The sequence below is a fragment of the Protofrankia sp. CiT1 genome (assembly GCF_917627335.1).
GTDB lineage: Bacteria > Actinomycetota > Actinomycetes > Frankiales > Frankiaceae > Protofrankia.
Window position 1 is genome coordinate 2,863 of the sequence record NZ_CAKJTP010000195.1, and the last position, 3,976, is coordinate 6,838.

Consider the following 3,976-nt stretch of genomic DNA (forward strand, 5'->3'; position numbering starts at 1 on the left):
CTGGGCGACTTCACCGCGGACGAGGTGGCGGAGCTCTACGGTCAGCACACCGCCGCCACCGGCCAGCCGTTCGCGCCGGGCGCGGTCGAGCACGCCTACGAGCTCACGGGCGGCCAGCCGTGGCTGGTCAACGCGCTGGCCCGCGAGGTCGTCGAGGAGATGGCCGTGCCCGCCACAGAGACGATCACACGTGAGCATCTCGAGGCCGCGAAGGAACGGCTCGTCCTTGCGCGCGCCACCCACCTGGACTCACTGGCCTCCAAGCTGGCCGAGCCCCGTGTCCGTGAGATCATCGCTCCGTTGATCGCCGGGGACCCGCTCGTCCTCGACCCGTACGACGACGACGTCAGCTATGTCCGCGATCTCGGCCTCATCGCGCCCGACCCACCCGTACGGGCCGCGAATCCGATCTACCGCGAGGTCATCGTCCGCGTCCTGTCGTCCTCCGTGCAGGAGAGCATCACCACCGATCCCCGCACCTTCGTCCGCCCGGACGGCAGTTTCGATCTTCCGCGAGTCCTCGCCGACTTCGCGGTCTGGTGGATCGAGAACGGCGAGTTCCTCACCAGCCGCGGCTACTACGACGAGGCCGCGCCCCAGCTCATTCTCATGGGCTACCTCCAGCGCGCCGTCAACGGTACCGGCCAGGTCGAACGCGAATACGCGCTCGGATCCGGCCGCATCGACCTTCATCTCCGCTGGCCCTACGCACCCCGCGGGGGACCGCGGCAGGTCCAGCGCGAGGGTTTTGAGATCAAGGCCTGGCGCACCGGCAGATCCAACCCGCTCAAGGCCGGGCTCTTGCAGCTGGACCGCTACCTCGACCGGCTCCAGTTGCCGATCGGCACCCTTGTGATCTTCGACCAGCGCACGAACGCGCCTCCCATTGACGAACGCACCGCGATCACCACCGTGACCAGCCCGGCCGGGCGCTGCATCACCCTCCTCAACGGGTGACCGACGCCCGCGCGCCCTGGGCCCGAACACGACGCGGGGGCCGAGTTGTTCGCGAGGCCGGACCGGCCGCTTCCCGACGATGCGATCATCTGCGGGCGGTCACGCCTGGGGTGCCAGGAGGAGGTGGGGCGAGGTGGCCGCGCGCCGCGTGCCCGGGGAGCCCAGGAGAGCGGTAAGGGTGCCGGTCTCGTCGGCGATCAGCTCACTGCCATCCCACACCAGCAGCAGGGCGCTGACCGTGTGCTGGACGGGGGAGTGCGCGAGGTCGTAGTGCGCGGCGGCGCGGACCACGGCCGAGGTCGCCCACAGGTCGTAGCCGGTCATGAACAGGTCGAGGTCGAACTGCGCCGCCAGGGACATGAGCTCGGCGCGGCCGGTGTCGTCCACCCCGGCGAACGCCTCGTCGAGAGCGAGCAGGCGGGGCGCGTCCGGGCGCGCCGTGTTCAGGGTCGCATGCGCCGCCGCAAACAGCGGCAGGTGCAGCGACACCGACTGCTCGCCGCCGGACAGCCTGCTGTGCCTGGCCCGGGTAAGCGTCTCCTCCTCGCCCTCGGGGCCCACCAGACGGAACGAGAACTGCCGCCAGCGCCGGTAGTCCAGCACGGAGGCGAGGAGCTCGCGGTAGGGCTGGTCCCGGTGGCGCGCCCGCTCGGTCTTGATCCGATCGGCGAAGTGCGCCCGCATCCGGGCGAGCGAATCCGGCGCCAGGCGGGAGGATTCCGTGTCGAGCAGGCTCACGACCGCCCGCTGCTCGGCGTCGAGGGCATCGGACATCTGCCAGCTCACGCCGACCTTCTTGCCCGACGACATCCGCCGCTCGCGCATCTCCCTGTTCATCGCCCGGATCAGGTCGCGCGCGTCGACGGTGCGGTCGTGGATCTGCTGTGCCAGCCGGGTCAGCAGCGCGTCCTCGAGGATCCGCTGCTCGCTGTCGGACAGCAGCAGGTGCTGGTCACGGCGCGCGGCGGAGATCCGGTTGGCGAACGCCGCGGCGGGCAGCGGCCCCTGCTCGTCAGCGATCCGCACGACGATCACACCGTCCGGGCTGTCCCACGCGGGGTGGTAGTCCTGACCGGCCGCCGCGAGCTGTGCCTGTAGCTCCTCGAGCGCCCGGGTCAGCCGGGTGGTCGACGCCTTCTGCGACGTCTCGGTCGCGGACATGCCACGGGTGGCCGTGAGGATGGCGTCATGGATCGCGAGCGCTGCCGGCGGGGTCTCGCCGCGTGTCCACTCCTCCTCGCTCGCGGGCCACCGCAGCCCCGGCGGGCACGCCAGCACGTCGAGCAGCTCCCGGGCCGCGAACGGAGCCAGCCTCCGGGCGGTGGTGAGCTCCTCGTCCAGCGCGACGCGCAGCGCCGCCCGGCCCGAGGAGACCCGCTCGCTGGCGGCGGACGCCAGCCGGATCGCCTCCATCTCGGCCCCGCGGGCGGCCTTTTCCTCGTCCTGCGCGGCGGCCAGCCCGGACTCGGCCGCCGAGATCCGCGCCAGCACCTCCTGGGCCTCGGCGCCGACAGACTCCCGCAGCGCCTGCAGCTTCGCGTTCTCCTCGGCATGGCGGCGGTACGCGGAGCGGTGCGTGCCGGCGGCCGCCTGTTCCTCCGCAGCGGCGTGTTCGACGCGGTCGCGGGCGTCGGCGACGGCGTCGGCCTGCCGCCCGCGTTCCCGGTACCTGGCTTCGAGGTCGCGGGCGGCTGCCTCGAAACGGCGGGTCGCGTCCTCGACCCGGTCGGCGCTCTCGGGGGTGAGCACGTTGTCGGCAGCGGCCCGGCGCAGGGCGCGCTCAGTCACGGTGACGGCGGCGACGGACTCGTCGAAGCTCACCCGAGCCTGCTCAGCGGCGTGCCGGGCACTGCGCAGGTGCCCGGCGGCCCGGTTGTGCTCCCGCTGGGCGCCGGCGATCTGACCGGTCGCGGGCAGGTCCGTGCGGGCGTCACCGAACGCGGCCAGGGTGTCGGCGAGCGCTCGCGCCCGCTTGTCGAGGCCGGCGATTTCGGCGGTCAGCGTGGCGATCCGCGCGTCGCACTCGGTGATCCGCGCGGCGCGGCGGTGGGCACGGGCGGTCGCGCCGATGTACTCGGCGTGCTCCTTGTGGTGCCGCCCGGCGATGATGCCCTGCGAGTAGCGCCCGTCGCTGCCGGTCACGGCGGCGCTGGAGAACAGGCTCCCGTCGAGCGCGACCGACGCCAGGATGGCGGTGACCAGTCCCCGCGGCATGGGTGTGTCGTCCTCGGGTTCCAGCACGTCGGTGAGGTTCGGCCCGGTGACGGCTGTCCCGGGGACCAGGTACCCGTCATAGCCGGGCGCGGCCAGGAGGCCGGCGTGGCCGTCCGGCGACACCCAGGCGTCGAGCATGCCGCTGGCCTCGAGGGCCGCCTCGATCGCCGCCGCCCGCGTGTCGTCGACGCCGGGCGCGAAGCGGACCAGGCGCCACAGTGGGGCGCCGGCGACATCCATGCGGTCCGCGGCCCGTCCGGGACGTCCGGGACGTCGCGGTGGGGCGTCATCCCGCTCGGCGGCGATGGCGGCCCGCTCGGCGGTCACGGCCTTCCGCTCCGTGACGAGGGCGGTGTGCCGGGCGCGCAGGGCCGCCTGCTCGTCGCGGACCTGGTGTTCCGCCGGGGCGGTCCCGGCGTTGTACGTGCTCTCCGGCAGCGCCGCGTCCGGCTCGCCGAACTGGGCCAGCGCGTCGCCCAGCGCCTCGGTGAGGTCCGCCCAGCCGTGCGTGGGCAACAGCCCGGAGTGCCGGGACGACCAGGCGGCCAGGGCTTGCCCGGCGGCCTCGACGGCGCTGGCGACCGCGCCGTCGGCGGCCTGCTCGGCCTGCTCGGCGTCGGTGAGGGCCTGCGTGGCGCGGTCAAGGGCGATCCGGGCGAGGTCACGGGACTGCTCGGCCTTGCGGTGCTCAGCGTCGGGCGCGCGGACGGCCCGGACGTTCTCGAGGCGGACGGCAGCGCGGGCGCTGGCCCGCCGTACCACGCCAGCCGCCTCGGCGTCGGCGGCCTGCCAGTCGATCCCCGCC

General features: G+C 73.8%; 1 protein-coding gene and 1 pseudogene. One reads left to right on the forward strand and one right to left on the reverse strand.

The genetic code is table 11. The annotated features are described in order from the left end of the window. A pseudogene (locus MJ785_RS19600) lies at positions 1 to 957 on the forward strand (ATP-binding protein); the annotation flags it as partial. 99 nt (positions 958 to 1,056) lie between these two features. Here the strand turns inward: MJ785_RS19600 and MJ785_RS19605 are convergent. Continuing rightward, positions 1,057 to 3,976 (reverse strand): SbcC/MukB-like Walker B domain-containing protein (locus MJ785_RS19605; RefSeq protein ID WP_239382180.1); only part of this gene is annotated, 2,920 nt, incomplete at its 5' end.